This window comes from Pseudomonas sp. NBRC 111133 (assembly GCF_001320605.1).
Lineage (GTDB): Bacteria > Pseudomonadota > Gammaproteobacteria > Pseudomonadales > Pseudomonadaceae > Aquipseudomonas > Aquipseudomonas monteilii.
On the sequence record NZ_BCBJ01000041.1, the window covers coordinates 1 to 16,195 of the forward strand.

The 16,195-nt window shown below is 66.2% G+C and carries 11 protein-coding genes; 4 read left to right on the forward strand and 7 right to left on the reverse strand.

Going from position 1 to position 16,195, the window contains the following annotated elements; all coding sequences use genetic code 11:
• On the forward strand, positions 1-2,418 hold a 2,418-nt coding region (locus APH36_RS08120), incomplete at its 5' end, for a TonB-dependent siderophore receptor (RefSeq protein ID WP_060498206.1).
• An 82-nt stretch (positions 2,419-2,500) separates the two neighbouring features.
• On the opposite strand, the gene APH36_RS08125 is transcribed toward APH36_RS08120, so the two are convergent.
• Genes APH36_RS08125 through APH36_RS08155 form a run of 7 tightly spaced genes read right to left on the reverse strand, consistent with a single transcriptional unit; the run spans position 2,501 to position 10,803 of the window.
• A complete protein-coding gene (locus APH36_RS08125; RefSeq protein ID WP_060498207.1) occupies positions 2,501-4,279 on the reverse strand; it encodes an ABC transporter ATP-binding protein in 1,779 nt (592 codons plus the stop codon).
• Entirely contained in the window at positions 4,276-5,103 is an 828-nt protein-coding gene (locus APH36_RS08130; RefSeq protein ID WP_060498208.1) for an ABC transporter permease, read from the reverse strand. The genes APH36_RS08125 and APH36_RS08130 overlap by 4 nt, the downstream gene beginning before the upstream one ends.
• A complete protein-coding gene (locus APH36_RS08135; protein ID WP_060498209.1) occupies positions 5,096-6,172 on the reverse strand; it encodes an ABC transporter permease in 1,077 nt (358 codons plus the stop codon). The genes APH36_RS08130 and APH36_RS08135 overlap by 8 nt, the downstream gene beginning before the upstream one ends.
• Positions 6,165-7,739 carry an ABC transporter substrate-binding protein gene (locus APH36_RS08140; protein WP_060498210.1) on the reverse strand — a complete coding sequence of 525 codons (1,575 nt, stop codon included), beginning with the start codon at positions 7,737-7,739 and terminating at the stop codon, positions 6,165-6,167. Before APH36_RS08140 ends, APH36_RS08135 begins: the two co-directional genes overlap by 8 nt.
• A gap of 10 nt (positions 7,740-7,749) precedes the next feature.
• Complete coding sequence (locus tag APH36_RS08145; protein ID WP_060498211.1) at positions 7,750-8,937, reverse strand: LLM class flavin-dependent oxidoreductase; 1,188 nt, start codon at positions 8,935-8,937, stop codon at positions 7,750-7,752.
• A gap of 54 nt (positions 8,938-8,991) precedes the next feature.
• Positions 8,992-9,723 (reverse strand): class II aldolase/adducin family protein, encoded by a 732-nt coding sequence (locus APH36_RS08150; RefSeq protein ID WP_060498212.1) that lies wholly within the window; start codon positions 9,721-9,723, stop codon positions 8,992-8,994.
• 18 nt (positions 9,724-9,741) lie between these two features.
• The gene (locus APH36_RS08155; protein WP_060498213.1) at positions 9,742-10,803 is read right to left on the reverse strand and encodes an ABC transporter substrate-binding protein; all 1,062 of its coding nucleotides are present in this window, start codon (positions 10,801-10,803) and stop codon (positions 9,742-9,744) included.
• A 379-nt stretch (positions 10,804-11,182) separates the two neighbouring features.
• Between APH36_RS08155 and APH36_RS08160 the strand changes: the two genes are divergently transcribed.
• The 3 genes from APH36_RS08160 to APH36_RS08170 form a co-directional block, all read left to right on the forward strand.
• Positions 11,183-12,415, forward strand: coding sequence for an acyl-CoA dehydrogenase family protein (locus tag APH36_RS08160; protein WP_060498214.1), 1,233 nt, complete (start codon positions 11,183-11,185; stop codon positions 12,413-12,415).
• Positions 12,416-12,592: 177 nt separating this feature from the next.
• Positions 12,593-14,368: an ABC transporter ATP-binding protein gene (locus APH36_RS08165; protein ID WP_060498215.1), complete on the forward strand. Its 1,776-nt coding sequence runs from the start codon at positions 12,593-12,595 to the stop codon at positions 14,366-14,368.
• A partial coding sequence (locus APH36_RS08170; protein ID WP_060498216.1) for an ABC transporter ATP-binding protein occupies positions 14,361-16,195 on the forward strand: 1,835 nt, incomplete at its 3' end. The genes APH36_RS08165 and APH36_RS08170, both read left to right, overlap by 8 nt.

The window sequence follows — 16,195 nt, forward strand, 5'->3', positions numbered from 1 at the left end:
CCGCCCACTTCGATCTATGGCGGCCTGGAAGCCAAGGTGCTCGACACCCCGCGCTCGGTCACCCAGATCAACGCCGAACAGCTGGCCAACGACCCCATCCGCAGTTCCGACGACCTGGTCAAATACGCCCCCGGCATCACCCGAGGCGGTGGCCAGAACGCCGGGATCGCACCGCAGATGCGCGGGCAGAACACCGAGGTGTTCCAGGACGGCCAGCGCGCCTACGGGGTTCGCCACCCCGCCAACTTCAACGCCTACGAAGGCGCCGACATCGTCGCCGGGCCGTCGTCGGTGATCTATGGATCGGTCAGCGGCAGTGGCGGCTACGTCAACTACCTCAGCAAGAAACCCGACTTCAACCGATTCCGCACCAAGATCAGCGGTGAGATCGGCAGCTGGATCCCCGATGGCGAATCACGCGATGCCACCAAATTCAGCATCGACAACACCGGCCCGCTCACGGACAACCTGGCCTACCGGGTCAGCATCACCCGCCAGCGCCAGGAAGACTTCTACGACAACGTCGAGAACAACTTCGACGCCTTCTACGGCGCGTTGGCCTGGCGCAACGACAACGTGCGGGTGGACTGGAATGCCGCCTACGACGACTACTACGACTACAACATCACCCACGGCTGGAACCGCGCCACCCAGGACCTGGTCGACCACGGCAAGTACTACGCCGGCCACGCCACGCCGATCATCCAGAACGGCAACACCCTGTGGTCGCCGGTGCTGTCCTCGGGCGCAGCCGACGCCCAGGTGCTCGGCTGGGTGCAACGCCAGCGCAATGCCCAGGGCCAGTACGCAGTGGTGGACGGCAGCTTTCAGGGCGCTTCGCCCAATACCCAGGACAACCCCGGCAGCCTGCGCGGCTGGGTCTACGACCCGTCGTTGGCAGGCAATGGCCTGACCTCGTTGTCGTCACAAACTGGCCAGCGTGCACAGGATGAAAACCGCTCACGGCGCTTTACCACGCAACTGCGCGTCGAAGGTGACCTGACCCCGTCGATCACCCTGGCCAACAGCACCTTTTACCAGCACTCCACCGACACAACCGATGCCGTGGGTGCGTTTCAGGTGCAAGGCAAGGACGATATCTTCGACAACCGCTTCGAGTTCCGCGCCCGTGGCCAGTGGCAGCTGGGCGACCTGACCCTGGTCGACGACAGCAATACCGGGCTGATCTACCGCCGCGAGCGCAACGAGTCGATCGCCGCCAATAACAGCTTCGGCAGCACCATCAACGCCTATGACCTGACCCTCGACCCCACCTTGAAAAACCCAGGTGACCTGCTCGGGCTCACCGGCCGCAACCCCGCAGGCGGCAACGCTGCGTGGATCGGCCAACCCGGCGTGCCGCAGTTCTCCAGCTACTACGGCTGGCTCAACCTGCCGGCCATGTACCCGGCCGGGCATGGCCTGTATGCCGAGTCGGTGGCGCCGTACACCGCCGACAGCACCTGGACCACCAAGACCCTGTTCAGCCAGCACAACCTGCGCCTGGGCGAGCGCGTGGGCCTGAACGTGGGCGCCAGCCGCAGCTGGATCGATGCCCGTATCGAAAACCCCTTCGTGCTGCCCGGCGGCAACCCACGCAAGGACTCGGACAACTACCGGCTGTTCTCGGTGCAGGTCAGCCCCTATGTCAAACCCACGGAAAACAGCACGCTGTACTACACCTTCGACCGCTCGCTGGCGGTTAACACCGGCTTCTTCACCAACGGCCTGGGCTGGGGCAGCGGCACGGGGGCCAACCAGCTCAACCCGCTGGCCTTCGAGAGCCTGAGCGTGTTGCATGAGGTGGGTTTGAAAGTGGAGGCCGTGCCCGACCAGCTGTTCCTCACCCTCGCTGCCTACAAGCAGGCCCGCGACCAGTCGCCGGACAGCAACAACAACATCGCCCGGTTGATCGTCAAAGGCTGGGAGGCAACGCTGCGCTACCAGGACCAGCACCTGCGGGGTGGCCTTAACCTCAGCCGCATCAGCGCCTACAACGAGTTCACCAGTCAGGCCGGGTTCGCCTCGGCCGGGTTCATCCCCGACAACGGCACGGTATTCGGCGACAACAACAGCCTCAACCAGCGGCCATCCGGCAAGTTCGATGCGGTGCAGATCCCCGAATACAACGCAGGCGGCTATGTCGACTACCGCTTCGATTCAGGGTTTGGTGTGGAATTGTCGGGGTGGTGGACCAGCAGCTGGTACCTGAACCTGAGCAAGACGGTGAAAGTGCCGGACGAATACAACCTTGACCTCGCCGTTTACTACCGCCAGCCGCAATGGGGCGTGACGGTGCGCATGCTCAACGTCACCGACGAGCTGAATTTCGTCAGTGGCCTGGCCGGCTCTACCAACACCTTCCTGCAACCGATGCCGGGGCGGACCTTGTTGGCGCAGGTGGACTATCAGTTTTAGAGGTTTGTTGTCTGGGAGATCGAGCGCCGCGCGGGTGGCGCTCGATCTCACCAGGCGCCAAACTTCTTCAGACAAACCACCATCAAAACCGGGCAAGGCTCGGCGAGTGCGCCACCAGGTTGCGGGTATAGGCGTCCGCCGGCCGCTCCAGCACCTGCCCGGCACTGCCCTGCTCCACCACCCGCCCCTGGCGCAACACCAGCACGCGGTCGGCTATCGCCCGTACCACGCCCAGGTCGTGGGTCACGAACAGCAACGTCAGCCCCTCGCCCTGCAAGCGCCGCAGCAAGGCCAGAATCGAGGCCTGCACCGACACATCCAGCGCCGAGGTAATCTCGTCACACACCAGCAACTTCGGTTCACAAATCAACGCCCGGGCAATCGCCACGCGCTGACGCTCGCCGCCGGAAAGCCCCTGCGGGTAAAGGTCGGCTACTCGCGCCGGCAATGACACCCGCGACAACACGGCTTCGACCCGCTGCCGGGCCTCGGCACCCCGCACGCCAAAAAAGTGCGCCAAGGGCGCACTCAAGGTTTGTCCCACCGTCTGCCGTGGGTTGAGTGCACGGTAAGGGTTTTGGAACACATACTGAACCTGGTGCCGCAACCGTGCATCACGCTGCCGGGCAGCGAAAGCCAAGGGTTTCCCGGCATAGCGCATTTGCCCCTGCGCGTTCTCGCCCAGCCCGGCAATGGCTCGGGCCAGGCTGGTCTTGCCCGAGCCGGACTCACCGACCAATGCCAGGCATTCACCCTGGCGCACCTGCAGCGACACATCGAACAGCACCTGGCGGTCATAGGCGACATCCAGACCCTGCACCTCCAGCAGCACGTCGCCGGGGGCGGCCAGCGCTTCGGCCTGCACCTCACCCACGGCCGCATGTGCGTGCGCTGGCACCAGGCACGCCACCTGATGGCTGTCTGCATGCGCCAGTAGCGACGGCGCAATCACTGAACACTCGGCACGGCGCCGGCCGCAGCGCGGCGCAAATGCACAGCCATCCGGGCGCTGCCCGGGTGCCGGTGCATGCCCGGCAATCGCTTGCAACGGCTGGCGCCGGGCTATGTCGGGAATCGCGGCGAGCAAGGCGCGGGTGTAGGGGTGCGCAGCCGTGCGGAACAGCACCTCGCGCCCGGCCACTTCCACCAACCGCCCGGCGTACATCACCATCACCCGGTCGACCAGGTCACGCACCACTGCCAGGTCATGGGTCACGTACAGTGCCGCCACGCCCTGGCCACGGCACAGACGCTTGAGGGTTTGCAGCACATGGGCCTGGGTGGTCACGTCCAGCGCGGTGGTGGGCTCATCAAGCACGATCAGCTTCGGTTTCAAGACGAACGCAAGGGCCAGCATGACCCGCTGTTGCTGCCCGCCAGACAGTTGATGCGGGAAACGCCGCAGGAAGGCGTCCTCATCGGGCAAGCCCACATCCCGCAATGTTTCGCCGACACGCAAGCGCACGGCGTCACGCGACAGTGCAGGCTGATGCGCCAGCAGGGTCTCACCCAGCAAGGCACCGATGCGCAGCGCGGGGTTAAGCGCCGTGGCCGGGTCCTGGGCCACGTAACCGACCAACCCGCCACGGGCCAGGCGCAACGCCTCACCTTCCAGTTCGAGCAGCGATTGCCCGGCCACCACTACTTGCCCACCCACAATGCGTGCCCCCTGCCGGGCATGGCGCAGCAAGGCGGTGGCCAACGTGGTCTTGCCCGAGCCGGACTCGCCCACCAGGCCAACGATTTCCCCAGCCGCCAGGCTGAAAGAAACTTCGGCCAGCACATCGACCTGCCCGGCCAGTTCTACGCGCAGGTCACTGACCCGCAACACTTCACTCGCAACATTCAACGGCACGTTCATGGCTGCTTCTCCCCTATCCGTGCGCTGGCCCGGCCAATGCCTTCGGCCAGGATGTTGGTGCCATAGGCAAACACCCCGATGAGCAAGGCAGGTGCCAGTACGGCCCAGGGCTGTACCAGCAGGCCTGCCTGGTTTTCGTTGATCATCAGGCCCCAGTCCGCAGCAGGCGGCGCCACCCCGTAGCCCAGGAAACTCAGGCCCGACAGCATGCCCACCGCCCAGGTGAGCATGTTGCCGAAGTGCACCAACAGCGGCGTGAGGATGTTCGGCAGGATTTCCTGAAAGAGGATGCGCCAACGTGGGTAACCCATCATCTGCGCCGCCTCGACGAACTCCTGCCCCGCCACCGCCACCGCGCTGCCACGGGCCAGGCGGATGACGCCGGGGGTGAAGGCGATGGCCACGGTCAACACGATCAGCCACGGCGCCCGGCCGAGCATGGACACGATCAGCAGCACCAGGATCAGGTCCGGGAACGCCAGCGACACGTCGGCCGCCCAGCTGATGGCCTGGTCCAGGCGCCTGCGCGAGAACCCGGCCAACAGGCCCAGGCTACCGCCGACCAGTAACGCGAGGGTGGCCGCCGCCACCGACATCCACAACACCGACAGGCCGCCACTGAGCAACCGCGACAGCAGGTCATGGCCCAGAAAATCATGCCCCAGCGGTGCCCCGGCAGCTGGCGGGCCATACACCGGCCCAACCATTGCCGTGGGCGCATGCGGCACCAGCCAAGGGCCGAGTGCTGCCAGCAGTGCCACCAGCAACGTGATCACTGCGCCGCGCCGCACCTGCGGGTCGGCCAGCCAACGCGATTCAATCATGGGTCGCCTCCTGGGCCAGGGTGCTGCGTGCACGGCGCCACCACGGGCGGATACCACGCCGGACACGGCGGATCATCCGCACCCGGCGTGCAGTGCGCAGCTTGGGGGTGAGCAATACCGTCAGCAGGTCGGCCAGCAGGTTGATCAGCACCACCGCCAGGGTGATGACCAGCACCACGCCCTGGATCATCGGCAGGTCGCGCATCTGGATCGCCGCGTTCAGCGCGGTGCCAATGCCCGGGAAACTGAAAATGACCTCGGCCAGCAGCGCACCACCGACCAGCGTGCGCAGGGTCAGCGCCACGCCTTGAATGGCCGGGGTCAGGGCATTGGGTAACGTATGCCGCCAGACAATGCGCCGCTCGGGGATACCGCGCAGGCGCGCGGCAATCACATACTCGGACTCCAGCGCCTCGATCATCGAAGCGCGCACCATGCGCGTGAGGTACGGCAGTGCCGTCAGGCTCAGGGCCAGCACCGGCAGCACCAGCGACGGCCACTGCCGCCACAACGGCAGCTGCGGGTCGAGGATCGATACCGCCGGCAACCAGCCCATGCCTGGCATGGAGAACAGCAGCACCAGGCCGATGGCCAACAGAAAGCCCGGTGTGGCCTTGAGCAGGATCAACGCCGACAGGCTCCAGCGGTCCAGCCGGCTGTCGCGGCGCAGGGCCAGGCTCACGCCCAGCAACAGGGCCACCGGCACCACCAGCGCCAGCACCCCGGCCAATAAGGCCAGGGTGTGGCCCAAGCGGCCGAACAACAGCTGCGCCACCGGGACCTGGGAATCCAGCGATACCCCCAGGTCCCCGCGTAGCGCAGCGCACAACCAGCGCAGGTACTGCACCAGGATCGGCTGGTCGAGGCCCAGCTGGCGCTGCAGGGTGAGGATGCTTTCCAGCGGCGCATCCGGGCCAAGGATCACCCGCGCCGGGTCGGAAGGCAGGGCCTGGGTGGCAATGAACACCACCAGGCTGATCACCCAGGCCGTCAGCAACCCGTAACCGAGGCGGCCGATGAACCAGGCCAGCCAGGCCGGTGTGCGGGGCGTGTGTCGAGTATCAGGCATTGGGGTTCAACCAGAGTTCGTCGAAGCGCCAGGAGGCAAAAGTGGTCTGTTCCGGGGTGAGGCCACCCACCTTGGCCGACGCGGCATCGAGCACGTCGGAAAAGCCCCAGATCAGCAGCCCGCCACGTTCGTGCTGGATGGCCTGCGCTTCATGCACCAAGGCCTTGCGCTGCGCCAGGTCGGGCTGGGCCAGGGCCTGTTGGTAGAGTTCGGTAAAGCGCGGATCATGGAAGTTACTGCGGTTATAGATGGCCTGCGGCGCATCGTTGTGCAGCGCCGAGGCAAGAAAACCGCGCGCCGGGGTCGAGCCTGGCGACAGTTGCCATTGCTCACGTTGCGGGCCGTTGAAGACAGACCCGTCCACCTGATTGACCTTCACTTGCACCCCGGCCTTCAGCGCCTGCTGGGCAAACACCAGCGCAGCGTTTACGCCGGGGCCTGGCGTGGTGGTGAGTTCGACGCGCAAGTCCTGCTGCCCGGCCTGGCGCAGCAGGGAACGGGCCTGGTCGAGGTCGTACGGGCGCTGGGCAATACCGTGGTTGTAGGTGGGATCGTGGGGCGAATACAGGTCGTTGGCCACCCGGCCAAAGCCATTGAGCCCACGCGCCACCAGCTCCTGGCGGTCAGCCAGCAGGCGGAACGCCTGGCGCACACGCACATCCTGGAACGGTGCCTTGGCCAGGTTCAGGTTGAAGCAGGTGAACGAGGTGGTCGGCGAGGCATACAGGCGCAGCCGTGGGTCGGCCTTGAGCAACGCACTGTGCTCGGCCTGCACGCCACTGGCCACGTCGATCTGCCCGGCGCGCAGGGCGGCGGCACGCGATACCTGGTCTTTGAATTCGATGATTTCCAGCTCGTCCGCATAGGGGCGGTTGGGCTTGTAGTAGTTCTCAAAGCGAGTGTAGAGCGAGCGCTGGCCGGGGATGAAACTTTTCAGCCGGTACGGCCCCGCGCCCACCGGGTTGTTGACCGGGTGGTAGTCGGTGGGCACGATGCCGCCGAAGCTGATCAGCGTTTCATCCAGTGGGTAGAAGCTTTGGCCCTGTTTAAAACGGATCTCTATAGTGCGCTCGTCCAGCTTGCGCAGGGCCTGGCGATCGATGGAGCCGACCAGCCCGGCGAATGGCGATGCCAATTGCGGGTTGGTCAGGCGCAGGATCGAGAACAGCATGTCGTCGGCAGTGATGCTTTTGCCGTGATGGAACTCCAGCCCCGGCTTGAGGCGGATGGTCCAGGCGCTGGCATCGGCATTCGGCTCGGCGAACTCGGCCAGTGCCAGGCGCGTGCTGACATCGGCATTCCATTCCCAGAACTTGGCGTACAGCGCCCAACCTCGAATGATGCCACCGCCCACCGGCTTGTGCGCATCGAGGTTGCCGGCCTGGTCGCCGTCGATAATACCCACGCGCAAGCGCCCACCGCGCACCGGCGTGCCCGGCAACGCCGCACTGGTGGCTGCCGGCACGCCACTGTCGCACCCGCTGAGCAGCCCGCCGCCGAGCAGCAGGCCGCCACCGACGGCCAGGCTGTTGCCGAGAAACACCCGGCGCGAAAACAGCTCGCTCATCACCCTCTCCTTATGCCGGTTGCGCCACGACCGGCTTGCTCGCCGCGCCCAGGCGCGGTACGTCGAAGCCGTGGTCCAGGTCCAGCAACGGGAACAGCAGGTCGGCCACCCGGTGCGCCTCGTCGATCAGCGGGAAGCCCGACAGGATGAACGCCGACGTGCCCTGGGCTTCGTACTCGCGGATGCGCTCAGCGACCTGCGCGGCGCTGCCGACCAGGTAAGTGCCGGCAGCCGGGCCGAGCAGGTTGAAGCCGAACAGGCTGGGGCCCAGCCAGACGTTGGGGTAGATCTCCAGCTCGCGGGCCGTGGGCAGGCGCCCGGCGCGGATGCTGTCGAGGTTGCGTTGGATGCGCGGGTCGTCGCTCACATAGCTGTCGAAGGTCTGGCCGGGAGGCAACTGGCGTTCGATGGCCGCGCGCGCGGTGGCCAGCGAGGTGCGTTGCAACAGGCGCTCCGCGTGGGCCCAGGCTTCTTCCTCGGTCTCGCGCACGATCACCTGCAGGCGGGTGCCGTAGGTCAGCTCGCGGCCGATCTTCGCCGCCTCGGCACCTACCCGGCGGAACTTGTCGCCCAGCTTTTGCGGGGTGTCGGCGAAGCTCAGGTACACATCCAGCAATTGCACCGAGTGGGCTACGCCCGGTGCCGAGGTACCTGCGCCCCACAACGGTACGCCGGGCTTTTGCTTCGGTGGGTGCCAACCGCCCAGCGGGTGACGGGCAGCGGCTGGCGAGCGTGGTGACAGCTTGACGTAGCGGCCATCGTAACCGGCAGTTTCACCTGCGTAGAAACCCTGGAAGGCGCGCCAGTACTCCAGGCTGAAATCGTAGCGTTCATCGTGCGGGTAATGCACGCCCAGGGTAGCTAACCCTGCGTCGTTGCCGTTGACCACGTTGAATAGCAGGCGGCCGTTGGAAAACTGGTCGAAGGTGAGCGCCCACTTGGCCAGCACTGCCGGCGACAGCTCGCCGGGGTGCTGGGCGACCAGGAAGCGCAGGCGCTTGGTGGCGTCGATCAACGCTGCCGACACGGCCAGGCTTTCGTTAGGGCTGGAACCGAGCAGCGAGCCGTAGAAGCCCAGGCGGTCGGCGGCGATGGCCAGTTGCTTGAGGTGTTCGAAATCGGTGTGCCAGCGGCCTTCGGGTTCCCAGGGATAGGGGCCGTCGGGGGTGGTGAGGTACCAGAGGATTTTTACTGCCATTGGGTGGGGTCCTTATCTTGGGGTGGAGTGCAGGGGCGCACAGCGCCCCAAAGATCAGCCGCGCCGGTCGATGCCTGGCACCAGGCCCAACTCGGTTGCGCGCTCATACAACCCGCTCATCTTCCACTGCTGGGTCAGCACTCCTGGCCCGTAAGGGCGCGACCCACCCAAGGCATCAGCCAGCAATTGAATTTGCGCCCCCTCTTCCAGCAACAGGATGAACTCCGCCGTGGCGCGCAACCCCTGCTTGCCCCACACGGTGGAGCCGCCGTTGGCTTCCAGGATCGCCAGGTTGAACGGGTTCTCGGCAATTTTGTCGAGGATGAAATCCACCTCGGCCTGACGCCGGTCGATGTACACCGGCAACTCGCGGGCCAGCTGGTAGCGCTGCACCGGCACGTAGTGGAACGGCAAGGTGCGGTGGGTTTGCGCCCAGGCACCCAGGTACGGGCTGTGCACGTGTGACACGGTGGTGACATCGGCATGGGTCTGGAAAAGCTTGGTGTAGCGGCCCAGGCCACCTTTGCCCTTGCCGACGATGACGTTGCCGGAAAAATCAGTGACGGTCGCCTGCAACGGCTTGCGGTGGTTCCATGGCCCGCCGTAGTTCACCGATACCAGCAGCTCTTCACCGGGCACGCGCTCGATGAAGCCGACGGTGCCATTGGCGGTGATGGTGTTGGTTTCGCGAAATACGCTGAAGGCCGCTTCGGCTTCGGCCACCACCTGGTCGATGAAGGCTTGCAGTTCGGCAGTGACGGGGCGTTCGTTGATCAGTACGGTCATGTTCAATCTCCAGTCAGGTCAGGCGCGGCGCTGGGCCAGCAGTTCATGGGCAGCTTGCAGAGGCCGCGGGTCGACCCAGTCGACGATGTCGAAATCGGCTTCGAGGAAGCCGTGCAGGTACAGAAAATCCTTTTGCGTGCCGAGGAAGGCCAGGCGTTGCGCGGACAGGTCCGGGGCCAGGGTGGTGTGGAAGTCGCCGCGATAGGCCTCGGCTACGCCTTGGCTGCCGGCGCGGGTTTCTTCTTCGAGGATGCTGTTGAGCGCGGCGCGGTTGCCGGCTGCCCACTCGGCGGCACGCAGCGTTTGTGCAAGGAAACGCACCACCAGGTCGAAATGGTTGTCGAGCAGGCGCTGGTGTACGGTGATTGGCCGCGGCGTGCCGTTGTTGATGCGGTGGCGCGGGTCGGGCAGCAGGTCGAGGTCGACGCCGACCACCAGCCCCAGCCGGCGCGCGGCATCGGCAGCGGCCGCGCCCTTCACGTACACCGCATCGACTTCACCGCGTGCCAGGTACTCAAGCCCCGACCACAGCCGTTGCAGGCCCAGTTGCGGGGTGGCGGCCCCGGCCTGGTCGAGCAGCGCTACCTCTACCAGTTGCACGTCATCCAGGTGCAAGCCTGCCGAAGCCAGCGCGCCTTTGTACCCATGCAGGCTCATGGCACGGGCAATGCTGCCAGGCCGGGTATCGCCCCAGGCCGGCAGCGCCAGGCGCTTGCCACGCAGGTCGGCGGCGCTGCGAATGCCGGAATCCGGGCGGACCAGAATGGTCTGCCATTCCTCGATCCAGGTCAGGCCGATCAACCGGCTGGGCGAGCCGGCCGCACGGGCGGCCAACGCCGGCACGTTGCCGCCTTCGCGAAACAGCCCGGGCAGCTGATGATCGTAATGGTGGTGGCCAAGCTGGCGGGCCTCCTGCAGGGTCGAGACTGGCAGGCCGTCGGCAGCGAACTCCTGCTCCAGCCAGCCGAGCTTGTAAGCGATGCCTGAGGCAGTGGGCACGGGGCAGCGGGTGAACCAGATACGCTCCAGGGCGGACGGGTCGTCTGCCAGGCGTTTTGCGATGGGGGTTGCGAGGGTCATGGGGTGGCTCCTTGGGCGTCGTGAAGGCAGCATTGCAGTGTGCGTGCCAACCGCTGGAGACCCTGATTTACACGGAGTTTGCCTTTGGTTGCGGGCGCTGTTTGCTGGGCTGGGAGCAGGATTGCGGGCGGGGTGCTGCCAGATCAGCAGGGCGTGTGTTGCTGGGGCAGCAAACAGTCTTGGAAGCCACGCAGGATGGGGCCTACAGAGGGGTGGCAAAGATATTGCTCAAGGGGTTCGGACCGCGGTGTGGCCATTCGCGGGCATGCCCGCTCCCACAAGGGCCAGCACAACCCTCAAGGGCAGTGCAGGTCCTGTGGGAGCGGGCAAGCCCGCGAAGCAGGCGCACTGGCCCCATCAGACAAACCGAGACCCCTCAATGAGTGCACTAGAACCCTCCCCCGCCCGCCGCCTGACCAGCGAAGCCGAGGCCATCGAAACCGCCCGCCAGGTCGCCGCGCACATCGCCGAACTGGCCGCCGACCCAAGCAACAACGGCCAACTCCCCCGCCGCCAGGCAGAGCTGTTGTCCAGCAGCGGCCTGACCGCGATCGCCGTACCCGCCCAGTTCGGCGGCCTGGGTGCCTCGGTGCAGACTGTGGTCGAAACCGTACGCCTGGTCTCCACTGCCGACGGCGGCGTCGGCCAGCTGCTGCAGATTCACAACGTGATGCTGCGCGGTATCTTTGCCGGCTACCCGGATGACGTGCGCGACCGGCTGATTGCCGACGTGCTGGCCGGCAAGCGCTTCGGCAACGCCTTGGCCGAAGTCGGTGGCAAGAACAAGTTCGCCCTCAAAACCCGCGTCGAGCGCCGCGCCGATGGCCAGTGGGTGCTCAACGGCAGCAAGTTCTACTCCACCGGTTCCTACCTGGCCGAATGGATCTCGCTGACCGCCGCCAGCGAAGACGGTGGCGTGGGCGTGCTGTTGCACCGCGACACCCCAGGGCTGACCCTGGTCGATGACTGGCAGGCCTTTGGCCAGCAGAACTCGGTGAGCGGCACAGTGAACTTCGACGACATCGTGCTCGACGAGCGCTACCTCACCCGCCGCAGCGGGCCGATGAAACGCACCGGCCTGACCTTCCCGCAAATCCTCCACGCCGCCATCGACACCGGCATCGCGGCGGGCGCCTTGCAGGCGGCTGTCGAGTACCTGCGCGAGCATGCCCGGGCCTGGGTGGAGAGCGGCGTCGAACGCGCCAGTGACGAGCCGCATGTGATTCGCCAGATTGGCGAGTATGCCGTGGCGCTACGCGGCGCCGAGTCGGTGTTGCGCGAGGCCGCGCGGGTGTTCGACGACCACGAGCGCGACCCGGAGAACAAGGCGCTGCAGGATGAGCTGATCTTGTCGGTAGCAACGGCCCGGGCACATTCCGATGCCGCATCGCTAAAAATTTCCAGTGATCTGTTTTCGCTGCTGGGGGCCAGCGCTTCGCTGAGCAAGTGGAACCTCGACCGCTTCTGGCGCAATGCCCGGGTACACACCACCCACGACCCGATCCGCTGGCGGCTGCACAACGTGGGCAACTACTACCTGAACGGGGCTGACCCGGGTGAGTACACAGCGGTGCTCAATGCCAAGGAAACCCAGGGCGCTACTCGCCGTTAAAACCCCATGCGGCCCAATCGCCGGCAAGCCAGCTCCCACAGGACCACATCAGGCCCAAGGCCAGCACTACCTAAGGAAATGCTCTCAGGATGGCAACAGGCTCAAGGGCACTGCTATCACTGTGGGCGCTGGCTTGCCTGCGATGGGCTGCGAAGCAGCCCCCTTTGAGTGATCTACATGAACCACCCGCTCCTTCGGGCATTGGCCATCTACCGCCAAATGCCTTGGCGCTTCGCCTTGGTCACCGCCCTTTATATCGCCGGCAACCTCGGCCTGGCCTGGCAGCAGTGGCTGATCGGCCATGCGGTCGATGATGTCAGCACCGGCCGCGCCGTGCAGCGCCTGGCCGACGGTAGTCTGGACGCCAGCGTGGGCTGGCACTGGCTGTGGTTGCTGCTGGCCATCGCCCTGGGCCGTGGCCTGCTGCAATATGCCGCCGCCGTGCTGTCACTGGTACTCAGCCAGGCCCTGCTCACGCGCCTGCGTGAACGCATCCTCCTGCAGGTGCAGCGCCTGCACCTGGGGTATCACTGGCAACACGGAATGGGCGAACTGGTTACCCGCACCACCCGCGATGCCGACAAGGTGCGCGACGCGCTGATCACCTTCTGGCGGCAGATCATCGAAACGCCGCTGGTGGTGGTCGCTGCCGTTGGCCTGTTGAGCTGGTATGACCCGTTGCTGGGCCTGATACCCCTGCTGCTGACCGGCGCCGGGCTGTGGCTGTTCGTGATACAGACCGATCGCTTGGTCACGCTGGACCGCGCCGTGGCCGCCGCCTACGACCAGGTCAGCCAGGACCTGGCTGAAGGCATCGGCGGGGTGCGGGTGATCAAGGCGTTTGGCCTGGAACAACAACGCATCGCCCGCTTCGCCAGCCAGGTCGACTTATTTAGCGGCCACGCCCGCGCCGCCCTCGCCTACGCCAGTTCACGTATTCCGCTGCCACAGGCCGTAGTGGCGCTGGGGCATGTGTGGATCCTGGTGTACGGCGCCCATCGCGTGGCGGCCGGCGCCCTGGGCATCGGCGAGCTGGTGACCTCGCTGCTGGTGGCGACCACGCTGGTGTTTCGCATCGAGGGCATTGGTCGGGTGATGCAGACCTTCGCCGATGCCCGGGCCAGTGCCGAACGCATCTGGCAACTGCTGGACGAACGCCCGGCCATTGTTGGCGGCCACGCAACTCTGCCTGCCGGGCCGCTGGGGCTGAAGCTGAACCGGGTGCAAGTGGGTGCCGTTGAAGCTGGCCGGCCTGTCCTGCAAGGCTGCTCACTTACCCTGAGGCCCGGTGAAGTGGTGGCACTGGTAGGCGCCACTGGCACCGGCAAGAGCCTGCTGGCCAGCCTGCTGCCGCGACTGACCGATGTGCAGCGCGGCAACGTGCAGGTTGGCAGCGATGCCGGCGGTTGGCACGACGTGCGCGACCTCGACCTGGCCGACCTGCGCCGCCGTGTGCAGGTGCTGCCGCAAGAAAGCTTTCTGTTCTCCGACAGTCTGGCCGCCAACCTGCGCATGGCCGCGCCGCAGGCCAGCGACGCCCAGTTGCGTGAAGCGTTGCGCCTGGCCGCCGCCGAGGACGTGCTGGAGCGCCTGCCCCACGGCCTCGACACGCCACTGGGTGATCGTGGCGTGACGCTTTCTGGCGGCCAGCGCCAACGCCTGTGCCTGGCCCGGGCACTGCTTGGCGCGCCCGACATCCTCTGCCTGGACGACGCCACCAGCGCCCTGGATGCCCTGGGCGAACGCCAGGTGCTGCATAACATCCGCCGCCTGCACAGCACAGGCAGCCAGGGCCCGACCTTGCTGCTGATTACCAGCCGCCTTTCCACGTTGCTGTTGGCCGACCGCGTGCTGATGCTGGAAAACGGCCGCATCAGCGCCAGCGGCAGCCATGCCGAGCTGAGCGCGCACAACGCCCATTACCGCGACCTGCTGGGGATCGACCATGACTGATGTGCAGCACTCCCCTGCCAGCGATATCGACATCGAGCAACGCCTGGCTCGCCAGGCGCTGGACCGGGGCATGTTCCACCGCCTGTTGCCGCTACTGCGGCCCATTCGCCGGCAAATCGTGGCAGTGATCGGCATCGAGCTGCTGCTGGTGTTCACGGTTTTCCTGCGCCCGTGGTTCGTGCGCGAACTGCTGGACCGGGGCCTGGTGCCCAGCGCCGACCACTGGCTGCTCGACGAGCGCCTGGTGCTGTGGCTGGGCCTGGGGCTGGCAGCCAGCTGGCTGGGGCGCTTTCTGTTGGCGGGCGTGTCGCAGTTCATTGCCGGGCGTGCGGCAATCGGCGTGCTCAACAACCTGCGGGTTAACGTGTTCGCCCATGTGCAAGCACTGTCGGTGAGCTACTTCGACCAGACCCGCGCCGGGCGCATTATCGCCCGTGCCGACCGTGACGTGGATGCGCTGGAGCCCTTGCTGGTGCAAGGCCCGCCCGAGCTGCTGGGCGCCCTGCTACGCTGCGGCCTGGCGGCAGTGATGCTTTGGCGCATCGAACCCGGCTTCTTCTACAGCCTGGCGGCCACGGTACCCCTGCTGGCCGTGGCCACCTGGCGCTTCAAGCGGGTGTCGCAGCGCAACTGGGCCAAGGTGGCCGAGCAACGCAGCCGCTTCACCGCGCACCTGGTGGAAAGTGTCAGTGGCGTGCGGCTGATTCAGCAATGCGGCCAGGAGCAGATCAACCAGGCCCGCTATCGCCGTCTGCTGGAAGACTTCAACCAGGCACTGATACGCGGCAGCCTGCGCGCGGGCTGGTTCGCGCCGTTCACCGCGTTGCTGAGCACCGCCGGCATGGCCGTGCTGTTGCTGGTCGGCGCCCATGGCCTGGCGGAGGGCAAGGTTACGGTTGGCCAGGTGGGTGAGAGCCTGTTCTATGTGTTCCTATTCCTTGGCCCACTGCAGGAGCTGTCGGACCTTTTCGAACGCTATTCCACCGGCAGCGCATCCGCCCAGCGCATCTTCCTGCTGCTCGACACGCGGCCACAAGTGCTCGACCCGTCCGCGCCACACCCACTGGCCAGGGCACGTGGCCAGGTGGACTTTGACGCGGTCGGTTTTGCCTATGTGCCGGACAGCCCCCGGCCAGTGATCGACGGGCTGAACCTGCATATCCGCGCCGGTGAAGTGCTGGCCATCGTCGGCCCCTCGGGGCATGGCAAGAGCACCCTGGTGCAGTTGCTGACACGCTTCTACGAAGTGCAGCAGGGCGCCGTGAAACTGGACGGTATCGACCTGCGTGCGCTGGCCCAGCACGACTTGCGGCGCAACGTGGGTGTGGTGCTGCAGGACAATGTGCTGTTCAGCGGCAGCATCCTCGACAACCTGCGCCTGGCGGCACCGGCTGCCGACGATGCGCAGTTGGTAGCTGCAGCCCGCGAGTTGGGCGCCGACGAGGTACTGGAACGGCTGCCGCAGCGCTACCACACCGAAGTCGGCCCGCTGGGCGCGCACCTGAGCCATGGCCAGCGCCAACTCGTGTGCCTGGTGCGGGCGTACCTCGCCGACCCGGCTGTGCTGGTGCTGGACGAAGCCACCTCGGCGGTGGACGTGCACACCGAACGGCGCATACAGCGTGCGCTGCGCCGGCTGTGCCAGGGGCGCACGGCTATCATCATTGCGCACCGGTTGGCGACTATTCGCGATGCGGACCGGATTGCCGTGGTACGGCACGGGAAGGTGGTCGAGCAGGGGCCGCATGCCGAGTTGATCGGGCAAAGTGGTGCTTATGCGGCGCTGTACGACGCGTATCTGCGCAGTGCCGGAGAAGTTGCATCCGA